This is a genomic window from Nostocoides sp. HKS02, from assembly GCF_009707485.1.
GTDB lineage: Bacteria > Actinomycetota > Actinomycetes > Actinomycetales > Dermatophilaceae > Pedococcus.
Genome location: NZ_CP046121.1, coordinates 74539 through 95720 on the forward strand (window position 1 = coordinate 74539; position 21182 = coordinate 95720).

Annotated in this window: 18 protein-coding genes and 2 pseudogenes; 9 read left to right on the plus strand and 11 right to left on the minus strand. The window is 72.1% G+C overall.

Annotation, left to right across the window (positions count from 1 at the left end; translation table 11 throughout):
• Positions 1 to 43: 43 nt before the first annotated feature.
• The 4 genes and pseudogenes from GKE56_RS00330 to GKE56_RS00350 all read left to right on the plus strand — a co-directional run bounded on the left by GKE56_RS00330 (position 44) and on the right by GKE56_RS00350 (position 5829).
• On the plus strand, positions 44 to 1687 hold the full coding sequence (locus GKE56_RS00330; RefSeq protein ID WP_154682870.1) for an ABC transporter ATP-binding protein: 1644 nt from the start codon (positions 44 to 46) through the stop codon (positions 1685 to 1687).
• Positions 1684 to 3711, plus strand: a pseudogene (locus GKE56_RS17025) (hypothetical protein); the annotation flags it as partial. The gene GKE56_RS00330 and the pseudogene GKE56_RS17025, both read left to right, overlap by 4 nt.
• Before the next feature lie 424 nt (positions 3712 to 4135).
• Entirely contained in the window at positions 4136 to 4498 is a 363-nt protein-coding gene (locus GKE56_RS00345) for a cytidine deaminase (protein WP_230209356.1), read from the plus strand.
• 41 nt (positions 4499 to 4539) lie between these two features.
• Entirely contained in the window at positions 4540 to 5829 is a 1290-nt protein-coding gene (locus GKE56_RS00350) for a thymidine phosphorylase (RefSeq protein ID WP_154682872.1), read from the plus strand.
• A 28-nt stretch (positions 5830 to 5857) separates the two neighbouring features.
• On the opposite strand, the gene GKE56_RS00355 is transcribed toward GKE56_RS00350, so the two are convergent.
• Positions 5858 to 6319 (minus strand): hypothetical protein, encoded by a 462-nt coding sequence (locus tag GKE56_RS00355; RefSeq protein WP_154682873.1) that lies wholly within the window; start codon positions 6317 to 6319, stop codon positions 5858 to 5860.
• Between the two features lie 160 nt (positions 6320 to 6479).
• On the opposite strand from GKE56_RS00355, the gene GKE56_RS00360 reads away from it, so the two are divergent.
• The 4 genes from GKE56_RS00360 (at position 6480) to GKE56_RS00375 (ending at position 9842) form a co-directional block, all read left to right on the plus strand.
• A complete protein-coding gene (locus tag GKE56_RS00360; protein WP_154682874.1) occupies positions 6480 to 7217 on the plus strand; it encodes a response regulator transcription factor in 738 nt (245 codons plus the stop codon).
• Positions 7214 to 8230 carry a cell wall metabolism sensor histidine kinase WalK gene (locus GKE56_RS00365; protein WP_154682875.1) on the plus strand — a complete coding sequence of 339 codons (1017 nt, stop codon included), beginning with the start codon at positions 7214 to 7216 and terminating at the stop codon, positions 8228 to 8230. Before GKE56_RS00360 ends, GKE56_RS00365 begins: the two co-directional genes overlap by 4 nt.
• A gap of 29 nt (positions 8231 to 8259) precedes the next feature.
• A complete protein-coding gene (locus GKE56_RS00370; RefSeq protein ID WP_154682876.1) occupies positions 8260 to 8664 on the plus strand; it encodes a cupin in 405 nt (134 codons plus the stop codon).
• A 62-nt stretch (positions 8665 to 8726) separates the two neighbouring features.
• Positions 8727 to 9842: an adenosine deaminase gene (locus GKE56_RS00375; RefSeq protein WP_154685525.1), complete on the plus strand. Its 1116-nt coding sequence runs from the start codon at positions 8727 to 8729 to the stop codon at positions 9840 to 9842.
• A 42-nt stretch (positions 9843 to 9884) separates the two neighbouring features.
• Here GKE56_RS00375 and GKE56_RS00380 read toward each other — a convergent pair whose 3' ends face one another.
• Complete coding sequence (locus tag GKE56_RS00380; protein WP_154682877.1) at positions 9885 to 10709, minus strand: RDD family protein; 825 nt, start codon at positions 10707 to 10709, stop codon at positions 9885 to 9887.
• Positions 10710 to 10732: 23 nt separating this feature from the next.
• On the opposite strand from GKE56_RS00380, the gene GKE56_RS00385 reads away from it, so the two are divergent.
• Positions 10733 to 11728 carry a stage II sporulation protein M gene (locus tag GKE56_RS00385; protein WP_154682878.1) on the plus strand — a complete coding sequence of 332 codons (996 nt, stop codon included), beginning with the start codon at positions 10733 to 10735 and terminating at the stop codon, positions 11726 to 11728.
• Positions 11729 to 11824: 96 nt separating this feature from the next.
• On the opposite strand, the gene GKE56_RS00390 is transcribed toward GKE56_RS00385, so the two are convergent.
• The 9 genes and pseudogenes from GKE56_RS00390 to deoC all read right to left on the minus strand — a co-directional run bounded on the left by GKE56_RS00390 (position 11825) and on the right by deoC (position 21169).
• A complete protein-coding gene (locus GKE56_RS00390) occupies positions 11825 to 13117 on the minus strand; it encodes a DUF58 domain-containing protein (RefSeq protein ID WP_154682879.1) in 1293 nt (430 codons plus the stop codon).
• A complete protein-coding gene (locus tag GKE56_RS00395) occupies positions 13117 to 14127 on the minus strand; it encodes a MoxR family ATPase (protein ID WP_154682880.1) in 1011 nt (336 codons plus the stop codon). The genes GKE56_RS00390 and GKE56_RS00395 overlap by 1 nt, the downstream gene beginning before the upstream one ends.
• A 103-nt stretch (positions 14128 to 14230) precedes the next feature.
• A complete protein-coding gene (locus GKE56_RS00405) occupies positions 14231 to 15310 on the minus strand; it encodes a DUF4350 domain-containing protein (protein WP_154682882.1) in 1080 nt (359 codons plus the stop codon).
• Positions 15307 to 15957 (minus strand): DUF4129 domain-containing protein, encoded by a 651-nt coding sequence (locus tag GKE56_RS00410; protein ID WP_154682883.1) that lies wholly within the window; start codon positions 15955 to 15957, stop codon positions 15307 to 15309. Before GKE56_RS00410 ends, GKE56_RS00405 begins: the two co-directional genes overlap by 4 nt.
• A complete protein-coding gene (locus GKE56_RS00415) occupies positions 15954 to 17051 on the minus strand; it encodes a glycerophosphoryl diester phosphodiesterase membrane domain-containing protein (RefSeq protein WP_154682884.1) in 1098 nt (365 codons plus the stop codon). The genes GKE56_RS00410 and GKE56_RS00415 overlap by 4 nt, the downstream gene beginning before the upstream one ends.
• 83 nt (positions 17052 to 17134) lie before the next feature.
• Positions 17135 to 17539 (minus strand): hypothetical protein, encoded by a 405-nt coding sequence (locus tag GKE56_RS00420; protein WP_230209069.1) that lies wholly within the window; start codon positions 17537 to 17539, stop codon positions 17135 to 17137.
• Between the two features lie 213 nt (positions 17540 to 17752).
• A pseudogene (locus tag GKE56_RS00425) lies at positions 17753 to 18674 on the minus strand (aldehyde dehydrogenase family protein).
• 8 nt (positions 18675 to 18682) lie between these two features.
• The gene (locus GKE56_RS00430; protein ID WP_154682885.1) at positions 18683 to 20131 is read right to left on the minus strand and encodes an aldehyde dehydrogenase family protein; all 1449 of its coding nucleotides are present in this window, start codon (positions 20129 to 20131) and stop codon (positions 18683 to 18685) included.
• Positions 20132 to 20158: 27 nt separating this feature from the next.
• Complete coding sequence (deoC, locus tag GKE56_RS00435) at positions 20159 to 21169, minus strand: deoxyribose-phosphate aldolase (RefSeq protein WP_195908195.1); 1011 nt, start codon at positions 21167 to 21169, stop codon at positions 20159 to 20161.
• Positions 21170 to 21182: the final 13 nt, after the last annotated feature.

A 21182-nucleotide genomic window follows, 5' to 3' on the forward strand; every position in this document is an offset into this window, starting at 1 on the left:
CGGGCCCGTCCCAGGAGAGTGAGCCATCACCGCCTCCCCACCGATGACGCAAGCGACACCCTCGAGCGCCGCCGCGAGTGCTCCGGCCGTCGAGCTCGAGGGCATCACCAAGCGGTTCCCCGGAGTGGTCGCGAACAAGGACGTGACCTTCTCGGTGCGCCGCGGCACGGTCCACGCGATCGTGGGTGAGAACGGCGCGGGCAAATCCACCTTGATGAAGATCCTCTACGGCGTGCAACGCCCGGACGAGGGCACCATCAAGGTGGACGGTCAGACGGTGCACCTGCACTCGCCCGCCGACGCCATCGCGGCCGGGATCGGCATGGTCTTCCAGCACTTCATGCTGGCCGACAACCTCACGGTGCTCGAGAACGTCGTCCTGGGGGCCGAGAAGCTGCACGGCATCGGTGAGTCGGCCCGGGCCGAGATCATGCGTATCTCCGACGCCTACAAGCTCGACGTCGACCCCGGCGCACTGGTCGCCGACCTCGGCGTCGGGGCCCGGCAGCGCATCGAGATCCTCAAGGTCCTCTACCGCGGCGCCAAGACCCTGATCCTCGACGAGCCCACGGCCGTCCTGGTGCCGCAGGAGGTCGACGAGCTGTTCGACCAGCTCGCCGAGCTCAAGGACGAGGGCCTGACTGTCCTGTTCATCTCCCACAAGCTCGACGAGGTGCTCAAGGTCGCCGACGCCATCACGGTCATCCGGCGGGGCACGACGATCGACACCGTCGACCCCGCCAGCGTCAACGCACGTGAGCTCGCCGAGCTCATGGTCGGCTCGGAGCTGCCCTCGCCGACCACCGAAGAGTCCACGGTCACCGACCGGGTCCTGCTGCGGGTGGACGACCTCGTCCTCGGCGGCGGCACCGGCCGGCCGATCCTCGACGGCATCTCGCTGACCATCCACGCCGGTGAGGTGCTCGGCATCGCCGGCGTCGAGGGCAACGGCCAGGCCGAGCTGGTCGAGGTCATCATGGGGATGCGTGAGCCCACGTCGGGCACCGTCTTCCTGGGCGACACCGACATCTCCGACTGGCATACCCGCGAGATCCGGGAGGCCGGCGTCGGGTACATCCCGGAGGACCGTCACCGCCACGGACTGCTGCTCGAAGCCCCGCTCTGGGAGAACCGCATCCTCGGCCACCAGACGGAGTCGCCCAACGTCAAGGGCGCGCTCATCGACGCCGCGGCCGCGAAGAAGGACACCCAGCGCATCGTCGACGCCTATGACGTCCGCACCCCGTCCATCTTCGTCACGGCCGGGTCGCTGTCGGGCGGCAACCAGCAGAAGCTCATCATCGGCCGCGAGATGAGCCACCAGCCCAAGGTGCTGGTCGCGGCCCACCCGACCCGTGGGGTCGACGTCGGCGCGCAGTCGAGCATCTGGGACCACATCCGCGCCGCCCGCCGTGAGGGACTGGCCGTGCTGCTCATCTCGGCGGACCTCGAGGAGCTCATCGGCCTGTCCGACACGATCCGAGTCATCCTGCGGGGCAAGCTCTCCGGCGAGTTCGACCCCGACGTCGTCACGGCCGAGGACCTCGGGGCTGCGATGACCGGCGCCGGGGGCGCCGCGACCGACGCCTCCCGGACCGATGCCTCCCGGACCGACGCCTCCCGGACCGACGCCTCACCGACCACCGCCTCCACCGATGCCGCGACCACGACGGAGAACGACCGATGACCACCCTCAGCCCGCGCCGGATCCTGCTGAGCGTGGCCGCACCCGTCCTCGCCCTCGTGGTGGCCTTCGTGGTCACCTCGCTGGTGCTGGTCGCGGTGGGCGACCCGGTGGCCGAGGTCTGGCAGACCATCCTGGCCGTGCCCAAGCCCCGCCAGAGCGTCAACATCATCAACGCCGCGTCGGTGTTCTACCTGTCGGCCATCGCCGTCGCCGTCGGCTTCCGCATGAACCTGTTCAACATCGGCGTCGACGGGCAGTACCGCGTCGCCGTCTTCGCTGCGGCCGTGTTCGCCGGGCAGGGCTGGGTGCCCGGCTGGCTGAACGTCCTCGCGAGCCTCGTGATCGCGATGGTCGCGGGCGGGCTGTGGGCGAGCATCGCGGCATACCTCAAGGTTCGTCGGGGCGTCTCGGAGGTGATCTCGACGATCATGCTCAACGCCATCGCGACCGGCGTGGTGAGCTGGCTGCTGGTCAAGATCTCCACGCACGAGGCCGGCTCCAACAGCATCCAGACCAAGACGATCCCGGACTCCTCCCAGCTCGACGGCTTCCTGCTCGTCCCGGGTGCGACGAACAAGGTCTACACGCTCATCGTGCTGTCGGTGCTCGTCGGGTTCCTCTACTGGTTCGTGCTCGGCAAGACCCGTTTCGGCTTCGACCTGCGGGCGACCGGGCGGTCCGAGAGTGCGGCCGTCGCCAGCGGGGTCAACGTGCCTCGCATGGTCGTCACCGCGATGATCGCGTCGGGTGCGCTCGCGGGCCTGGTCGGCATGCCCCTGTTGTTCGGGCAGGACCACAACTACGGCACGACGTTCCAGTCCGGGCTGGGGTTCGCCGGCATCGCCATCGCGCTGCTCGGTCGCAACAACGCCGTGGGCATCGCCTTCGCGTCGCTTGTTGTGGGCGTTCCTCGACGTGCAGTCCAACGCGCTGCAGATCCAGGCGGGCGTGGCCCAGGAGCTCGTCAACATCATCCAGGGCGTCATCCTGTTCGCGGTCGTGATCGCCTACGAGCTGATCCGCCGGGCCGACAAGCGACTCGAGCAGGCGCGGGTCGCCCGCGAGCTCGCGGCACAGCGAAGTGCCGTCCCCGCGACGGAAGGAGCGCCAGCATGAGCGCCACCGGACTCGAGGTCGGCGCCACCACCGTCGCCGACCGCCCCCTGACCCGTCGCCGTTTCGGGCCGCGCGAGTGGGCGGTCATCGCCATCGGCGCCCTGGCCGTCGTCTCCATCCTGCGGGTGGTGACGGGGGCGAACGACATCGACTCGTCGGGCGCGCTGTCCGCTGCGATCGGTCTTGCGGTGCCGATCGGTCTCGCCGGGCTCGGTGGCCTCTGGTCAGAGCGGGCCGGCGTGGTCAACATCGGGCTCGAGGGCATGATGATCCTCGGTACCTGGGGCGCGGGGTTCTTCGGCTACCACTACGGGCCCTGGGCCGGGGTGCTGGGTTCCATCGGCATGGGGGTCCTCGGCGGCCTGATCCACGCCGTGGCCACGGTGACCTTCGGCGTCGACCACATCGTCTCGGGTGTGGCCCTCAACATCGTCGGGCTCGGGGTCGCGAAGTACCTTGCCGCGCGCTTCTTCACCGGGCTGCCCGGCGGTGGTCCCACCCAGTCGCCCCCGATCGCCGAGCTCCCGGCATTCACCATCCCGGGCGTCTCCAGCGGGCTCGGCACCCTCGAGGGCAAGCACTGGTTCCTGGTCAGCGACCTCGCGGCCGTGCTCGGCGCGGTCTGCACCAACCTGTCGGCCCTGACCATCCTGGCCGTGCTGTTGTTCGTCGGCACGTGGTGGGTGCTGTGGCGCTCGGCCTTCGGACTGCGACTGCGCTCGGTTGGCGAGTCGCCCGTCGCGGCGGAGTCGTTGGGGGTGAACGTGCTGCGCTACAAGTTCCTCGCGGTGCTCGTCTCCGGCGGCCTCGCAGGTCTCGGTGGCGGGTTCCTCGCGCTGGTCGCGGCGAACATCTACCGCGACGGCCAGACCGGTGGTCGCGGCTACATCGGCCTCGCGGCCATGATCTTCGGCAACTGGCGTCCCGGTGGCCTGCTGACCGGCGCGGCGCTTGTTCGGCTACACCGACGCGGTGCAGCTGCGCGGCGGCGCCACGGTCCACGCCTTCCTCCTGCTCTTCGCCGTGCTGCTCGTCGCGGTCGGTGTGTGGCAGATCGTCCGCAACCGCCGGATGGTGCAGGGAAGCATCGCCATCGTCATCGGCGCCCTGGTCGCCTGGTGGTACTTCGCCGCCGATGCCGTCCCCGCCGAGCTCACCGGCACCACGCCGTACGTCACGACCCTGCTCGTGCTCGCGTTCGCGTCGCAACGGCTCCGTATGCCGGCTGCCGACGGCCAGATCTACCGCAAGGGCGAGGGTCACTAGGTGATGCCCGCCCTGACCGATGGCGAGGTCGACTGGGACGCCCTGCGCGGCCGGGCGGTCGAGGTCATGCGCAAGGCGTACGCGCCGTACTCGCACTTCCCGGTGGGAGTCGCGGGCCTGGTGGACGACGGTCGGGTCGTCGTGGGCTGCAACGTCGAGAATGCGGCATACGGCGTGGGGCTGTGTGCGGAGTGCGGGCTGGTCTCGCACCTGCACGCAACCGGCGGCGGACGGCTGGTGGCCGTCTCGTGCGTGGGCGTCGACGGCGAGCCGCTCATGCCGTGCGGTCGGTGCCGTCAGCTGTTGTGGGAGAACGGCGGCCCCAGCTGTCTGCTGCTCACCCCCGAGGGCGTCCTGCCGATGAGCGACGTACTGCCGCAGGCGTTCGGCCCCGACAACCTCGAGATCGCCCACACCCACCCGGGCTGATCCCAGGTCTGCGGCTACCGCCGATCTGACACGATGGGGCCATGACCGAGTCCTTCGATGCTGTTGACGTCATCATCACCAAGCGTGACCGGGGCGAGCTGTCCGACGCCCAGATCGACTGGGTCATCGACGCGTACACCCGCGGCGTCGTCGCTGACGAGCAGATGTCGAGCCTGGCCATGGCGATCCTGCTCAACGGCATGAGCCGTCGTGAGATCTCGCGCTGGACCAACGCCATGATCAACACGGGCGAACGGATGGACTTCTCCTCGCTGTCGCGACCCACCTCTGACAAGCACTCCACGGGCGGTGTCGGCGACAAGATCACGCTGCCCCTCGCGCCGCTCGTGGCCGCGTGCGGCGTGGCCGTGCCCCAGCTCTCGGGCCGGGGGCTCGGGCACACCGGTGGCACCCTCGACAAGCTCGAGTCGATTCCGGGCTGGCGGGCCGCGATGACCAACGACCAGATGCTGCGCCAGCTCGAGGATGTCGGCGCCGTCATCTGTGCCGCCGGTGACGGCCTCGCTCCGGCCGACAAGAAGCTCTACGCGCTGCGCGACGTCACCGGCACCGTCGAGGCGATCCCGCTCATCGCGTCGTCGATCATGAGCAAGAAGATCGCCGAGGGCACGGGCGCCCTCGTGCTCGACGTCAAGGTCGGTAGCGGCGCCTTCATGAAGAACGTCGACGACGCCCGCGAGCTCGCGCGCACCATGGTCGACCTGGGCACCGACGCCGGCGTGAAGACCGTGGCGATGCTCACGAACATGCAGGTGCCGCTCGGGCTCACCGCGGGCAACGCGCTCGAGGTGCGCGAGTCGGTCGAGGTGCTGGCCGGCGGCGGCCCCGAGGACGTCGTCGAGCTGACCTTGGCCCTGGCCCGCGAGATGCTCGCGTGCGCGGGTCGCGAGGACGTCGACCCGGCAGAGGCGCTGCGGGACGGCCGGGCCATGGATACCTGGAAGGCCATGATCCGGGCCCAGGGCGGCGACCCCGACGCCGAGCTCCCGGTGGCCCGGGAGACCCACGAGATCCTCGCGCCGGCCGACGGTGTGCTCACCGAGCTCGACGCGCTCAAGGTCGGGGTGGCGGCCTGGCGGCTCGGCGCCGGCCGGGCCCGCAAGGAGGACCCGGTGCAGGCAGGAGCCGGCGTCCAGATGCACGCCAAGCCCGGCGCCACGGTGCGCGCGGGTGAGCGCCTGCTGACGCTACACACCGACACCCCCGACCGTTTCGAGCGGGCGCTCGACGCACTCGAGGGAGCGTTCACCATCGCGCCCGAGGGCTCGCGACCCGCCCTGCTGCCGCTGGTCATCGAGAAGATCTCCTGACGACCGGGCCGCGAACCCACGGCGGGGCTCAGCCCCCGCTGGCTGGCACCTTGTTGAGCGTGCAGACGAAGTAGCGGACGATGCCGTTGTCCACGGCGTTGCCCGAGGTGAGAGCGGCCTGGACCTCGTTGGTGGCGTCGAGGACCCCGTTGCCGTCGAGGTCCCCTGACGCAAGCGCGGCGGCATACCCGTTCGGGAAGGTCACGCTGTGCACCTGCCACCGTCCGCCGTTGAACCCAGGGTCGCCGGGCGCTGCCGTCGCGACGCTGCGCTGGGCGCCGTTGAAGCTGTAGATCGTGTCCCATGCCTGCGCCGGGGCCCCGGTGCCGGACAGGTCCGTCGGCGTGGCGACGGTGCGATAGAGCACGTGGTTGACGTAGATCGCCGGCCCGCTGACACCGGCGGCGAAGGCTCCGCCGGTCGCTCCGACGGACAGTGCCATGCCAGTGGCGAGGACCGCCACACTGCCAAGGATTCGCTTGTGGTTCATGGGAGTTCGCCTTTCCGTCCGGCCGCTCGGCCGGTCCGCTCTCCAGTAGATCGGGCGATCTCCGTGCGCTCCATGACCGCACGCTTACGCGGTCCTTACGTGGTCGTGACGTCGAGGCCGGTGGCCCGCGAGGGCGGGCGGCCACGCCTATCCTGACGGGGTGGCTCGCGTCCTGGTGATCGACGATGACACCACCGTCTCCCAGGTGGTGCTCGCGTATCTCGAGCGCGCCGGCATCGAGGGCGAGCAGGCCGTCGACGGCCCCAGCGGTCTCGCTGCCGCACAGGCGCGACCGCCTGACGCGGTGGTCCTCGACCTGATGCTCCCGGGCATCGACGGGCTCGAGGTATGCCGCCGCCTGCGCGCCTCGTGGGCGGGGCTGCCCGTGCTGATGCTCACGGCCCGCGGCGAGGAGGAGGACCGCATCCTCGGACTCGAGGTGGGCGCGGACGACTACGTGACCAAGCCGTTCAGCCCGCGCGAGCTCGTCCTGCGGGTGCAGTCGCTGTTGCGCCGCGCCGCCCCCGTGCCGGGCCTGGCCGAGGAGAGCACCGTGTTCCGCGACGGCGACCTCGTTCTCGACCCGGTGGCGCACGTGGCCCAGCTCGGGGGAGTCGAGCTCGCCCTCACCGCCCGGGAGTTCGACCTGCTGCACTGGTTCCTGGCCCATCCTGGCCGGGCGCAGGATCGCGATGCCCTGATGCGGTCGGTCTGGGGCTGGGAGTTCGGGGACCGCTCCACCGTCACCGTGCACGTCCGTCGGTTGCGCGAGAAGGTCGAGGCGGACCCCTCCCGACCACGACGGCTGGTCACCGTCTTCGGCATCGGCTATCGCTGGGACCTGGCGCCGAGTCACGGCGCGTCCGACCTCTCCGACCGCCCCGGGCTCTCGCGGTGAGCGGGCCAGAGCTCCAGGCCGTTGGGCTGTCCGCGGGCGTTGCCGCGGTTCTCGGGACGCTGGGCGCCCTGCTCGTCCTGGCGCTGGCCCGCCGTTCGGTCGCTGCTGCGGCCGCGCTCGCGCCCCTGGTCGTCGTGGGCTCGGTGGCCGCCGGGGTCTACGCCAGTGCCCGCGCGATGTTCCTGTCCGACCGGGACTCGACCACCGTCCTGCTGGTGCTGCTCGCCTCGCTGCCCATCGCCGTGGCCGTGGGCTGGGTCATCGCGGCGCGGATCCAGCAGGTGACTCGGACGGCGGCGCTCGCGGCCGCGACGAGCCAACGCGACCGAGAGGTCGAGGCAGGGCGGCGCGAGCTCGTCGCCTGGGTCTCGCACGACCTGCGGACACCCCTGGCGGGCATGCGGGCTCTGACCGAAGCCCTCCAGGACGGCGTGGCCAGCGACCCGGCGGACTACCTGGCCCGGCTGGGCGCCGACGTGATGCGGATGAGCGCGATGGTGGACGACCTGTTGGCGCTCTCGCGCTTGCAGTCCCCCTCGCTCACCTTGCGTCGCGAGCGGGTTGCGGTCGGAGACCTGGTGTCTGACGCGGTAGCCGCCTGGCAGCCCCTCGCCCAGTCCGGCGGGGTCCGGCTCACCGGCTCGGTCGACCAGCCGGTGGCGGCGACCGTCGATGCCAGCGAGGTGTCGCGTGCGGTGGGGAACCTCGTGGTCAACGCCATCCGGCACACGCCTGCCGGTGGCGAGGTCACGGTGCGGGTCGGAGCGGACCGCGGCGACGCCGTGGTGAGCGTCGAGGACGGCTGCGGCGGCATACCCGAAGGTGTCCTCGGGCGGGTGTTCGAGGCGGGGTGGCGCGGCACGCAAGCCCGCACGCCCGGCGATGCCGGCGCGGGACTGGGGCTGTCGATCGTGCGTGGGGTGGCGGCGGCTCACGGCGGTTCGGCGGCGGTCCGCAACGTCGCCGGGGGGTGTCGCTTCGAGCTGCGGGTTCCGCTGCACGCCCCCACCTGAGCGCCGCCGGACGCCGCTAGGGTGAGTCCGTGCCTGAACTGATCCCGACGCCCACGACCATCCCCGTCCCCGGGGGCAAGATCATCGACGAGCACGTCGGCCGCGTGAACACCGGCACCGACGCCGTGTCGGTGGCCCACATGAAGGCGCCCGCCGACTGGTCCGAGCCGTTCCAGACGCCTGAGTTCGACGAGGTGACCCTGGTCCTCGCCGGAGCCGTGCTCGTCGACCACGACGGTGGCCAGCTGCGCGTCGACGCCGGCCAGAGCGTCATCACCCGCGGGGGCGAGCGCATCCGCTACTCCACCGGTCCTGAGGGTGCCGAGTACGTCGCCGTCTGCCTGCCCGCCTTCTCGCCCGAGACCGTCCACCGCGACGATGACTCAAGCGATGACTCGAGCGATGACTCGAGCGACGGCAAGGGCGACGCGTGATCTTCGGGCGCAAGGTCGGCGACGCCGCGCAGACCGCCACGGACGCCGCCACCGACGTCACCATGGACCCGATCCTGCGCGCGCCCAAGGCGCTCCTGCACGACCACCTCGACGGTGGCCTGCGGCCCCAGACGATCATCGAGATCGCCGACCAGATCGGGTATGCCGGGTTGCCGGCCGGCGACGCCGAGGGCCTGGGCGCGTGGTTCCGCGAGAGCGCCGACTCCGGCTCCCTCGTGCGTTACCTCGAGACGTTCGACCACACCATTGCCGTGATGCAGACGGCCGACGGCCTGCGCCGGGTGGCCCGTGAGTGCGTACTCGACCTTGCCGCGGACGGGGTGGTCTACGCCGAGAGTCGCTATGCCCCCGAGCAGCACCTCGAGGGCGGTCTCGAGCTCGAGGACGTCGTCGAGGCGGTCAACGCCGGGTTCCGCGAAGGCGAGCAGGCCGCGGCCGAGGCCGGGACGCCGATCCGGGTGACGGCCCTGCTCACCGCGATGCGCCACGCCGCCAAGAGCACCGAGATCGCCGAGCTGGCGGTCCGCTACCGCGACCGCGGCGTGGCTGGCTTCGACATCGCGGGGGCGGAAGCGGGTTTCCCGCCCACTCGTCACCTCGACGCGTTCGAGTACCTGCGCCGCGAGAACGCGCACTTCACGATCCACGCCGGCGAGGCGTTCGGTCTGCCCAGCATCTGGGAGGCCATCCAGTGGTGCGGCGCCGACCGGCTGGGGCACGGCGTACGCATCGTCGACGACCTCGTCGTGCGCGACAAGCCGTTCGGAGACGACGTCGCAGCGGCGATCGCCGCTGACCCGGCCGAGGTGCACCTCGGCCGCCTCGCGGCATACGTCCGGGACACGCGCATTCCGCTCGAGATGTGCCCGAGCAGCAATGTCCAGACCGGCGCTGCGGAATCCGTTGCGCTGCACCCGATCTCGCTGCTCAAGCGGCTACGGTTCCGGGTCACGGTCAACACGGACAACCGCCTCATGAGCGGCACGACGATGTCTCGCGAGATGGGTCTGCTCGTCGACGAGGCAGGCTGGACGATGGACGACCTGCGCTGGGTGACGATCAACGCCATGAAGTCGGCGTTCATCCCGTTCGACGAGCGCCTCGCGATCATCGAGGGCGTCGTCAAGCCCGGCTACGACGCGCTCGCGACGAGCTGACACCCACCGCGTTCAGACAGGCCTCACGGCAACGAGGACGCCTCACGGCTGCAAGGGGTCGGCGGGCAGCAGCTGGGTTCGCCGGGCGTCCTCACGGGCCAGTCGCTCGGCGTCGCGGCGCCGCCGGTCGGCGATGACCGCGGCGAGGACGTACTCGGCGTGCACGCCCGCCGGTGGCGGCGGCGAGACATAGGGCAGCACCTGGCGCAACAGGCTCTGGCCGAGCACTTCGCGCGACCCCGGAGCCAGCCCGGGCGCGCGGCCGAGGAACTGTCGCACCGCGATGGCCAGTCCGGGTGGGAGCGCGGCGAGGTCGGCGCCTACGGCCCAGCCGGCCAAGCCGGCCGGCATGAGTGGTGGGGGCAGGAGCCGCATGGTCGCCCGTTGCGAGACCACGTAGGTGCCTGCGGCCATGTCGCCGAGTCGCTTTGCCCGCGGGCTGATGATCGAGGACACCAGAGCCCCCGACCCGAGCAGGAGATAGATCTCGACCCAGCCGACCAGCGCACGGGTGATGGCGTGCCGGGCCGTGATGGGCCCACCGTCGTCGCGCACCACCCGCAGGCCGAGGGCGAGCTTGCCGACGGTGCGCCCGCGGGTGAGGGTCTCGACGAGCGCGGGAAGGCCGACGGTCACGCCCACGACGAGCAGGATCGTCGTTGTCGTGACCACGGCGTCGGAGGCGTCCGGGAGGAAGAGCGCCGCCAGGAAGGACCCACCGATGAGGGCGACGGCCGCGATGACCAGGTCGATCAGACCCGAGGCCGCCCGCGACGCCACGCCGGCCACGGGGAGCTCCACGGCCACGCCCTCGCCGGTGACGATGTCGTCGCTGGCGTAGCGGCGGTAACCGGCCCCCGTGCTCATGCCGGAAGCATAGAGTGACGCCCGTGGATCTGGACGCGTATGCCGCCGCGCGCGGCAGGCAGTGGGGGCGCCTCGAGGAGCTCGTGCGACGGCGCCGGCTGACCGGCGCGGAGGGCGACGAGCTGCTGGACCTCTACCAGCGCGTGTCGACAGACCTGTCGGTGGTGCGGTCGGCTAGCCCTGACCCGTCCGTCGTCTCCTACCTGTCGCTGCTGCTGACTCGGGCGCGGCTCGAGATGGTGGGCACGCGCACGAGCACCTGGACCGACGCCCTGCGGTTCTTCACCCGGACCTTTCCCGCCGCGCTCTACCGGACCCGGTGGTGGTGGGTGGCGACTGCCCTGACCAGCGTCCTCGTCGCGGTGCTCATCGCCGCGTGGACGCTGCGGCATCCGGAGGTCTACACCAGCCAGCTCAGCCCGGCCGAGATCAGGGCCTACGTCGGCACCGACTTCCAGCACTACTACTCGGAGTTCCCGCACCACGAGTTCGCGACCGAGGTGTGGGTCAACAACGCCTGGGTCGCGGCGCAGTGCATCGCCGGTGGCGTCCTGGGCCTTCCGGTCCTCTACGTGGTGTTCCAGAACGTCATGAACCTCGGCGTGGTCGCGGCGCTGATGATCTCGCACGACCGCACCAGCCTGTTCTTCGGGCTGATCCTGCCGCACGGGCTGCTCGAGCTGACCGCGGTGTTCGTGGCCGGGGCGATAGGGCTGAGGCTGTGCTGGTCGTGGGTCGAGCCGGGGCCCCGCACGCGGCTGCAGTCCCTTGCCGCCGAGGGCCGCACTGCCGTCGCCGTCGCCCTCGGCCTGGTGTTCGTGCTGTTGGTCAGTGGGGCCATCGAGGGCTTCGTCACGCCGTCGGGGCTGCCGACCTGGGCACGGATCGGGGTCGGGCTGGTCGCCGAGAGCGGCTTCCTCGCCTATGTGTTCGTGGTGGGGCGGGCCGCCCACCGTGCCGGGGTCACCGGCGACGTCGAGGCCCGCGACGCCGGCGACGCCCCACTGCTCGTGGGCTGACCTGTCGGGCGCGGTGACGCGGCGCTGGTCGGGCGCGGTGACGCGGCGCTGGTCGGGCGCGGTGACGCGGCGCTGGTCGGGCGTGGTGAGCGGCGCTCAGAGCAGGCCGTGTCGTTTCAGCATGAGGTAGTGGTCGGCCAGCCGGGCCGGCAACAGCTCCGGCGGCTCGTCGAGGACGTCCACGCCGAGCTGGCCGAGCGCAGTCGCCGTTCGTTCGCGCAGGGCGGTGGTGCGTTCGGCAGCGGCGGCGTCGTAGACCCCGGCCACGGTGTCCCTGTCGATGCGCATCCGGGCCACGGCCGGATCAGCCACGGAGGCCACGACGACCCGGTGGTGGGCGCACAGGGCCGGGAGGACCGGGAGCAGTCCCTGCTCGATCGCCGAAGACTCCAGCGGGGTGAGGAGGACGACGAGGGCGCGCTGGGTGCCCAGTCGGGAGACCTCGGTGGCGAGCAGGCTCCAGTCCGCCTCGACGAGTCGGGACTCGATCGGGGCCAGCGTGCTGATGGTGTCGTGCAGCAGCGTGGCCCGGTCGCCCCCGGAGGCACGGGCGACCACGCTGCGGTCGCCCGCGAACACCTGAACCCGGTCGCGGGCGTGGCCGGCCAGTGCGGTGAGTAGCAGCGCGGCATCCATCGCGGCGTCGAGCCGCGGGGCGTCGCCCACGCGGCCGGCCGAGGTCCGCGAGGTGTCGACGACGATGACGATGCGGCGGTGCTGCTCGGGCTGCCAGGTCCGCACGACCAGGTGTTGCCGGCGGGCGGTCGCGCGCCAGTCGATGCTGCGCACGTCGTCGCCGTCGACGTAGTCGCGCAGGCTGTCGAACTCGGTGCCCTGGCCCCGGGTGCGCAGTGCCGCCCGCCCGTCGAGCTGTCGCAGCACCGCCAGCCGGCTAGGGAGGTGCTTGCGCGCGGGGAACGGATGCAGCACGCGCAGCCTGCCGGGCACCTCCACTGACCGCTGCCGGGCGGCGAGGCCCAGCGGACCGGCCGAGCGCACCGTGACGCGGTGCGCGATCCGGTCACCGCGACGCGTGGGGTCGAGCGTGGTCGTCACCCGGGTGCGTTCGCCCGCCGGGACCGCGAGGGTATGCCGTGTGGTGGCCGCCCCCGCCGAGGGCGGCCAGGCGTCGCGCAGCGCACCCCGGACCTGGCGCCGACCGGTGTTGGTCACGAGCAGTGCGGTCGAGGTGCGCTCGCCGAGCCGGACCTGCCCGGGGCCCACGCGCTCGAAGGCGAGAGCCTTCGGCGAGCTCGCCAGCAACAGGTCCAGGCCGACGAGGACGACCATCGCCAGGACCCACCACCGGACCGTGGTGGCATCGGGCCACACGGCGACGGGGACCAGCCCGAGCAGGGCCAGCACCACCGCACGGTAGGTCAGGGCCATCAGCGCGGGACCGGCACGGCCCCGAGGGCGCTGTGCAGGACTGCGCCCACGCTGACGCCTTCCAGCTCGGCCTCGGGCCGCAGCGACAGCCGGTGGGCGAGCGTGGCGTGCGCCAGCGCCTTGACGTCGTCGGGCGTGACGTAGCCGCGGCCGTTCATCCACGCCCACGCTCGGGAGGTAGCCATCAGCGCGGTGGCGCCGCGTGGGCTCACCCCGAGCGCAACCGAGGGGGAGGTGCGGGTCGCCCGGGCGATGTCGACGATGTATGCCGTGACCTCCTCGGAGATCTCGACGGTACGGACCGCCTCGGCGCCCGCCGCGAGGTCGTCGACCGACGCGACCGGGCGCAGTCCAGCGGCCGCCAGATCGCGCGGGTCGAACCCGGTGGCGTGCCTGCGGAGCACGGCGATCTCGTCGTCGCGGGGCGGCACGGGCAGGCTGACCTTGAGCAGGAACCGGTCCAGCTGGGCCTCGGGCAGCGGGTAGGTGCCTTCGTACTCGACGGGGTTCTGGGTGGCGGCGACCATGAACGGCACCGGGAGCGGGTGGGCACGCCCGTCGACACTGACCTGACGCTCCTCCATGGCCTCGAGCAGGGCGGACTGCGTCTTCGGGGGCGTCCGGTTGATCTCGTCGGCGAGCAGCAGGTTCGTGAAGACCGGGCCCGCGCGGAAGGTGAAGTCGCTCGTGGAGGCGTCGTAGATCAGCGATCCGGTGAGGTCACCGGGCATGAGGTCCGGGGTGAACTGGACTCGCTTGGTCTCGACGGACAAGGCAGCGGCAAGGCTGCGGACGAGGAGGGTCTTGGCGACGCCCGGCACACCCTCGAGGAGGATGTGCCCGCCCGTGAGCAGGGCCACCAGCAGCCCGGCGACCGCGGCATCCTGGCCGACGACCGCCTTGGCCACCTCGGCGCGGACGGCGAGCAGCGCGGCGCGCGCGTCCGGCGCTGCGGCGGCCGGGCCGTCCTGTGCAGGCACGGTCTGGGTTGGTGCGGGGTAGTCGGTCATGAGGTACGGACCCTCTCCTCGAGCTCGGTCAGCGAGCTGGCCACGGTGTGCAGCTCGACATCGGTGGTGGGTGGCGGCCCGGTGAGCAGGGCAGCGACGTGCGTCAACGGCATACCGGAGGCGGCGGCGGCCGCGCGCACGACATCCGCCACGTCCCCTGGGGGCACCGCGAGCCGACGGGCGAGCCGCCCGGTGGTCGCCGAGCGGAGGATGGTGGCCGCGCGGCCACGGTCGCCGGCCCGGCGGTAGAGGCGACCACGGCTCTCGGTGGTCTCCACGGCGCGGACGACGACCGGCAGCGGTTCGGCGACGAGCGAGCCCATCCGGCGCCCGCGCACGACGGCGAGAACGAGGACCGCGATCGCGAGCACCGCCGCGCCCGGGGCCAGCCAGGGGGGCCAGGGCGAGGGCGTCGCGCGCCCGGAGGCATTGACGAGGTCGTCGAGGCCGGGCTGGTACCAGAGCAGGCGGGGGAGTGGCCGAGCGCCCGGACGGCCAACCCGGCGTGCGAGGCCTGCGTGACATAGCGGTTGGTGAAGGCGGAGGCAAAACCGAGCGCGACGACCTCGGGCTGGTCGGAGGTGGCTGGCTGGGTCGCCATCAGGGCACCGAAGGTGGGGTCGGGTCGCGTGGTCCCGTGCCTGCTCGGGTCGGACAGGACGAAGCACAGCTGGGCTGCGGGTCCGCGAGCGCTGTCGGGGCGCGCGAACCGGACGTCGGACTCGCTCACCGTGTCGTCGGCGCGCGCGATCGGGCTGGTGCACCCCGCCGAGCCGTCCGAGGGGGGCGCGGGCGCCGAGACCAGCTCCAGCCCGAGCGCCGTCAGCTGGTCGCTGCTCGGCGAGAGCAGCACGAGCCGGTCAGCGTGGGCGGCCGTGGCGCGCATCCGCACGGCGCTGTCGTAGCCGAGGTACTCGGGGTTCGCCAGGACGACGGTGACGCCAGGGGCCGGAGCGGCGTCGGCGAGCGCCTGCGCTGACCGGACGACCTGCACGTCCACGCCGTGGTGGCGCAGCGCCTGGACGAGCGCCTTGCCACCGCTCGGGCCGGCGCTGTCGGGGTCGAGGTCCTGGGACGGTCCGGAGTTGGCGAGGCTGATCGCCACGAGGACGGCCACGCCTATGGCGACGACCAGCAGCCAGGCGCCGCGGGCCCGGATGCGGCTCAGGCGGGACGCGGTCACGACCGGACCTCCGCGGCGATCCGCGGCCGGGTGCGCAGCAGGGCGTCGTCGAGCTCGGCGGCATCATGCGCCTGCCTGCTCGTGGCCCGCTCGTGGCCGTAACGAACCGCGTCGAACGCGGCTGCGGCTGCAGCGAGCGGCGCGCGGTGGTCGGGGAAGACGGGGGCCAGGGCGACCGCCACCTCGTGCGCGGTCCTGCCGGGCAGCTCCCCGAGCAGGGTGCGCTCGACGGCCGAGGCCGCGAGGGCGCGGTACCGGTCGAGCAGGACCGCGTCCCAGTCGGCGCGGGCGAGCGCCAGGGCCGCACGCCCGCGGTAGTCGGCGGCGCTCAACCCCTCGTCGTCCATCGTCCCCGCTGTGGCGCGGCGGGTGCGCGACAGGGCGCGGGCTTCGGGGCGGACCAGGCGCGACACCACCAGCACCGCCACGGCCACGAACACCAGCGCGACGACCCCGGCCACCCAGGCAGGGAAGCCGCCGGGGCCGTGACCGCCGAACCGGCCCAGGAGGTTGGCGATCCACTCCACCAACCGCTGGAACCACGATGGCTGGGTCGTGTAGCTCCCGTGGGCGAACTCGTCGCGCAGCCACTGCTGGGCCGTCGGTGAGCTCGGGTCGAGCGGCGGGCCGTCGAACGGGAAGGTCATGGACGTCCGGGTGCTCCCGCATCCTCCTGGACGGCGGCGATCAGCCGCACGTCGAACCCCTCGCGACGGATCCGCTGGTCGACGTAGAGGAGCGCGTCGACGCCCGCGGTGAAGGGGGTGGTGAGCGCGCCAGCGACCAGGCCGCTGACCCCGGCGACGACGGCCTGCCAGACGTAGATGCGGGATGGGTCGCCCGTGCCGAGGATGCCGATCGTGCCGAGCATCGACAGCGGGAACGTCACGACCTCGGCGGCGATCCCGACGATGATCCCCGTGAGGAGCCGGATGCCGAGCACCCGCCAGAACTCGCGACCGCTGGTCAAGCGCCAGGACCGGCGGATGCCGCCACCGACGCCGAGCTGCTCGAGGACCACCGATGGCGCGACGAAGGCCAGCCGGGTCGAGAGGTACAGCGCCACGACGGCAGCGACGAACCCTGCCCCGACCACCAGCAGGACCGCGCCGATGATCCCCGCGGGGTCGGTCGAGGGGTCGCCCGACTGGATGGCGCTGACCAGTGCGAGGACCGGCGCGACGAGCAGGCTGGCCACGGCCGCGACGATCGACAGGCTGGCCACGACGGTGGCGCCGACCAGGGGCATCAGCCGACCCCGCGTGCCCTCCCACGTCTGGGCTGCGCTGACCCGGCGCCCGCGGATCGCCTGCCCGATGACGAACGCGAGGAACCCGCTCAGCAGGATCGAGGACAGCGAGGTGCCGACGCTGGGGAGGTAGCCGCCGAGCATGCCGAGGACGGGGATCGACTCGGACTCCTGGGGCGCCGTCTCGAGTGAGCTGACCCACGCGCCGAGCGCGGTGGTGGGAACAAGGAAGATGAGCGTGGTGACCAGCGCGAGTCCCACGGTGGCGCCGACGTTGCCGCGGACCGCCTTGACGGCCGCGCCGTAGAGGTCGCCGAGACCGAGCGGGCGCAACGGGATGATGCCCGGGCGGAACTCCATCATCAGCGGGGGCGCCGCGGCCCCGGGCGCGCCAGGGCCGTACGGAGGTCCGGGTGCCGGGCTGTACTGAGGTCCGGGGCCCGGGTCGGGCTGGGCACCCGTTCCCGGGGCCACCCACTGCGGTTCGGTCATGGTGTCCTCTCCCCCTCCTGACGTGCTGGAACCCTAACCGAACCACGGGTGTTATGCGGCGAGTCGGCCGATTCGGCAGGCTCTCAGCGGGCCAGGGTGGACAGCGCGGACAGCAGCCGCTCGAGGTCCTGGGCGCGAGCGGACACGGCCCCCAGCGACTCCTGCCGGGCCACGACCCGGGGCTCGTCGCGCATCAGCGCCAGACCGCGACGCACCAGGGTCCACGGCGGCTTGCGGCGCTCGGACAGGTCGCGCAGCAGCCGCCAGACGAACGTCAGTACGCGGTGGTGGTGGACGCAGTACGCGCCGGCGAGCAGGCCGCGCTCGCGCAGGTCGCCGATGACCTCGGCGGCGAAGATGCCCTCGGCGAGGACCAGGTCGTGCGGCCCGGCGGAGACGGTCGTGGTGCCCACGGCCCGGCTGAGCCCGATGTCGTAGACCGGGGTGTCGACCGAGCCGGTGTCGACGAGCGTCGCCAGGGCCAGCACGGCGGCCTCGCCGTCCCACGAGTCGGGGTGGTCCCAGTCGACGATCCCGAGCTCCCTCGCTGCGCGGCATGAGCGGGTCGTCCTCGTCGCGGTAGAAGTCGTCGAGCCGCAGGATCGGCCAGCCGTGGGCGGCGTGGAGCCGCGCCGCCAGACGCGACTTGCCGGCCCCACTGGGACCGGCAAGGACGACCACGCGCGCACGGGTCACGGAGGTCAGCGGCCCTTGGGGTGCCAGACCGTCTTGGTCTCGAGGAAGGCGGTGACCCGGGACAGGTCGGGCGTCACGGTCCAGTCGGGCTCGATGGCGTCGCTGCCGATGCCGGCGGGCCGCAGGACCCGCTTGAGGTTCTCGGCGGCGGCGAGCTCGAGGTCACCCCACGCGAGGTCCTCGGCGTCGGCCGCGCCCGAAAGGTCGATGGCGTTGACGTCACGGTGGGAGGCCAGCCACGGAGCGACCTCGGCGGTGCGCCCGGTGATGAGGTTGACCACCCCGCTGGGCACGTCGGAGGTCGCCAGCGCCTCGGACAGCGTGATCGCGGGCAGCGGGCGTCGCTCGCTGGTGAGGACCACCGCGGTGTTGCCCGAGACGATCACCGGGGCGAGCACCGAGACCAGGCCGAGCAACGACGAGCCCTGTGGGGCGAGGGACCGCCACCACCCCGGTGGGCTCCGGCGCAGAGATGTCGAAGTACGGGCCGGCCACGGGGTTGAGGCCGCCGAGCACCTGTGCCAGCTTGTCGGTCCACCCGGCATACCAGACCCAGCGGTCGATGGCCGCCGAGACGATCGTCTCGGCGCGACGCTCGGCCACGCCCTCGCTCGCCCGCACGTCGGCGACGAACTGGGCCCGACGACCCTCCATCACCTCGGCGACGCGGTAGAGCACCTGCCCGCGGTTGTATGCCGTGGCGCCGGCCCAGCCGGCAAACGCCGCCCGAGCCGCGACGACCGCGTCGCGGGCGTCCTTGCGCGAGCCCATCGAGGCGTTGGCGAGGAACTGCGGCGAGCGCCCGGCCGAGAACACCTCGTAGGAACGGCCGGACTCGGAGCGCGGGAACTTCCCGGCGATGTAGAGCTTGTAGGTCTTGCGCACGTCGACGCGGGCATCGGTGCTGCTGCGCTGGGTGGGAGGCATGACGGGGCTCACCGAGTGCTTTCTGTCGTGACGTAGGCGGACAGGCCGTGGCGGCCGCCCTCGCGGCCGTAGCCGGACTCCTTGTACCCGCCGAACGGGCTGGTCGGGTCGAACTTGTTGAAGGTGTTGGCCCACACGACGCCGGCCCGCAGCTGGTCGGCCATCCAGAGGATGCGCGAGCCCTTCTCGGTCCAGACACCGGCCGACAGGCCGTAGGGCGTGTTGTTGGCCTTGGCGACGGCCTCGTGGGGGGTGCGGAAGGTCAGCACCGACAGCACCGGCCCGAAGATCTCCTCCTGGGCGATCCGGTGGGTCTGGCTGACGCCGGTGAAGACGGTCGGCCGGAACCAGAAGCCCTTCGCCGGCAGCTCGCAGCCGGTGTCCCAGCGCTCGGCGCCCTCGGCCTCGCCGGCCGCGGTCAGCTCGGTGATGCGCTGCAGCTGCGCCTTGGAGTTGATCGCGCCCACGTCGGTGTTCTTGTCGAGCGGGTCGCCGACCCGCAGCGTGGCCAGCCGACGCTTGAGTCGCTTCTCGACCTCGTCGGCGATGGTCTCCTGGACGAGCAGTCGCGACCCGGCGCAGCAGACGTGGCCCTGGTTGAAGAAGATGCCGTTGACGATGCCCTCGACGGCCTGGTCGAGCGGCGCGTCGTCGAAGACGATGTTCGCGGCCTTGCCGCCGAGCTCGAGGGTGGCCTTCTTGCGGGTGCCGGCGATGGAGCGGGCGATCATCTTGCCGACGCCCGTGGAGCCGGTGAACGCCAGCTTGTCGATGTCGGGGTGGTCGACGATGGCCTGGCCGGTGGCGCCGGCCCCCGTGATGATGTTGACGACGCCCGGGGGCAGGTCGGCCTGCTGGACCACCTCGGCGAAGAGCAACGCGGTCAGCGGTGTGGTCTCGGCCGGCTTGATGACCACGGTGTTGCCCGTGGCCAGCGCGGGGGCGATCTTCCAGGCCAGCATGAGCAGCGGGAAGTTCCACGGGATGACCTGGCCGACGACGCCGTGCGCGCGGGCGCCCGCGCCCAGCCCGGCATACTCCAGCTTGTCGGCCCAGCCCGCGTGGTAGAAGAAGTGCGCGGCGGCGAGGGGCACGTCGACGTCGCGGCTCTCCTTGATCGGCTTGCCGTTGTCGAGGCTCTCGAGGACCGCGAACTCGCGGGCGCGCTCCTGGAGGATGCGCGCGATCCGGAAGAGGTACTTGCCGCGGTCGGCGCCGGACATCCGGCCCCACACACCGGCATAGGCGCGCCGGGCCGCGGCGACCGCGCGGTCGACGTCGGCCTCGCTCGCAGACGAGATCTCGGCGAGGACCTCCTCGGTGGCGGGGCTGATCGACTTGAACGCCGACCCGCCCTGTGACTCGGTGAACTCACCGTTGATGAACAAGCCGTAGGAGGGCTTGATGTCGACGACTGCCCGGGACTCAGGAGCAGGTGCGTACTCGAACGTGGCCATGTGCGGAAATGTCCTCAGGGTGGAAGGTCAGTAGAGGCTGGGCGAGTCGTCGGTGACGTAGTCGGGCCCGGAGTAGGCGCCGGTCGCGAGCTTCTGGCGCTGGAGCAGCAGGTCGTTGAGCAGGCTGGAGGCGCCGAAGCGGAACCAGTACGGGTCGAGCCAGTCGTCGCCGGCCACCTCGCTGACCGCGACGAGGAACTTCAGGGCGTCCTTGCTGGTGCGTATGCCGCCCGCGGGCTTCACGCCGACCATCTCGCCGGTGGTCTCGCGCCAGTCGCGGACGGCCTCGAGCATGACGAGGGTCACCGGGAGGGTGGCGGCGGGGGACACCTTGCCCGTGGAGGTCTTGATGAAGTCGCCGCCGGCGAGCATGCACAGCCACGAGGCGCGGCGGACGTTGTCGTAGGTGACGAGCTCGCCGGTCTCCATGATCACCTTGAGGCGGGCCGACCCGCAGGCCTCCTTGACCTCGGCGATCTCGCGGAACACGCCGAGGTAGTCGCCCGAGAGGAACGCGCCGCGGTCGATGACCATGTCGATCTCGTCGGCCCCCGCCGCCACGGCGTCGCGGGTGTCGGCGAGCTTGACCGGCATCAGGGCCCGGCCGCTGGGAAAGGCTGTCGCGACGGCGGCCACCTTGACGCCGCTCGCACCGAGGGCTGCCTTGGCCACGGGGACCATGTCGCCGTACACGCAGATCGCCGCGGGCCGGGGCGTCGCGGGGTCGGTGGGGTCGGGGCTGATCGCCTTGGCGCACAGGCCGCGGACCTTGCCCGCCGTGTCGGCGCCCTCGAGGGTGGTGAGGTCGATCATCGAGATCGCGGTGTCGATGCCCCACGCCTTCGCGGTGGTCTTGATCGACCGCGACCCGAGCCCGGCGGCGCGGCTCTCGCACCCGACCTGGTCGACGCCGGGCAGGCCGTGGAGCCAGCTGGTCAGGGCGGAGTTCGTCAGGCGGGAGACGCCGAGGAGGTCGCGCGCCCGGGCGGTCGCGTCGACCGAGGGGGCTGCCGGGGCGACGGTGGAGGAGGTGCTCACCACGTGATTCTAG

Bases quoted from the DNA above. Each gene is read 5' to 3' on its own strand.
- GKE56_RS00330 (WP_154682870.1), top strand. From the start codon at position 44: ATGACGCAAGCGACACCCTCGAGCGCCGCCGCGAGTGCTCCGGCCGTC.
- GKE56_RS00345 (WP_230209356.1), top strand. From the start codon at position 4,136: ATGCGCAAGGCGTACGCGCCGTACTCGCACTTCCCGGTGGGAGTCGCG.
- GKE56_RS00350 (WP_154682872.1), top strand. From the start codon at position 4,540: ATGACCGAGTCCTTCGATGCTGTTGACGTCATCATCACCAAGCGTGAC.
- GKE56_RS00355 (WP_154682873.1), bottom strand. From the start codon at position 6,319: ATGAACCACAAGCGAATCCTTGGCAGTGTGGCGGTCCTCGCCACTGGC.
- GKE56_RS00375 (WP_154685525.1), top strand. From the start codon at position 8,727: ATGGACCCGATCCTGCGCGCGCCCAAGGCGCTCCTGCACGACCACCTC.
- GKE56_RS00380 (WP_154682877.1), bottom strand. From the start codon at position 10,709: ATGAGCACGGGGGCCGGTTACCGCCGCTACGCCAGCGACGACATCGTC.
- GKE56_RS00390 (WP_154682879.1), bottom strand. From the start codon at position 13,117: ATGGCCCTGACCTACCGTGCGGTGGTGCTGGCCCTGCTCGGGCTGGTC.
- GKE56_RS00395 (WP_154682880.1), bottom strand. From the start codon at position 14,127: ATGACCGACTACCCCGCACCAACCCAGACCGTGCCTGCACAGGACGGC.
- GKE56_RS00410 (WP_154682883.1), bottom strand. From the start codon at position 15,957: ATGACCTTCCCGTTCGACGGCCCGCCGCTCGACCCGAGCTCACCGACG.
- GKE56_RS00415 (WP_154682884.1), bottom strand. From the start codon at position 17,051: ATGACCGAACCGCAGTGGGTGGCCCCGGGAACGGGTGCCCAGCCCGAC.
- GKE56_RS00430 (WP_154682885.1), bottom strand. From the start codon at position 20,131: ATGGCCACGTTCGAGTACGCACCTGCTCCTGAGTCCCGGGCAGTCGTC.